The 393-nt window shown below is 28.2% G+C and carries 1 protein-coding gene; it reads left to right on the forward strand.

What is annotated here, in order from left to right:
- Positions 1-179: 179 nt before the first annotated feature.
- Positions 180-393 (forward strand): hypothetical protein (locus DF216_RS10710; protein WP_346427540.1); only part of this gene is annotated, 214 nt, incomplete at its 3' end.

A 393-nucleotide genomic window follows, 5' to 3' on the forward strand; every position in this document is an offset into this window, starting at 1 on the left:
AACGTAGAATATGAAATAGAAGAAGTCATGGGATTACCAAAAGACTTTAAAACACATCCACATTATAAACCTTCTAAATATTTAAAAGCTGTATTCATAAATATTAAGCATTAAAGTACTGAAATAGGGTATTAAATGTATATTGAAAATATTATGAAAAACGAAAGGTGAGTCAGTAAGTGGGTATTATTAATAAAATTACAAATGGAGTTACTGATAAAGTTGGTAAAAAGGTCTTAGATATAGAAGAAATTAACGAAAAAGATATCTTACCTAAAAATGAAGAAGAAATTGCACAACGTAGAGAAAAAGCTAAAGCTGTTGTTAAGAAAAAATCTTTATTATCTTCAGGGATGAGTGTTGTGCCAATTCCAGGATTAGACTTTGGTGTAG

It is taken from the genome of Streptococcus oralis (assembly GCF_004127215.1).
GTDB lineage: Bacteria > Bacillota > Bacilli > Lactobacillales > Streptococcaceae > Streptococcus > Streptococcus oralis_BD.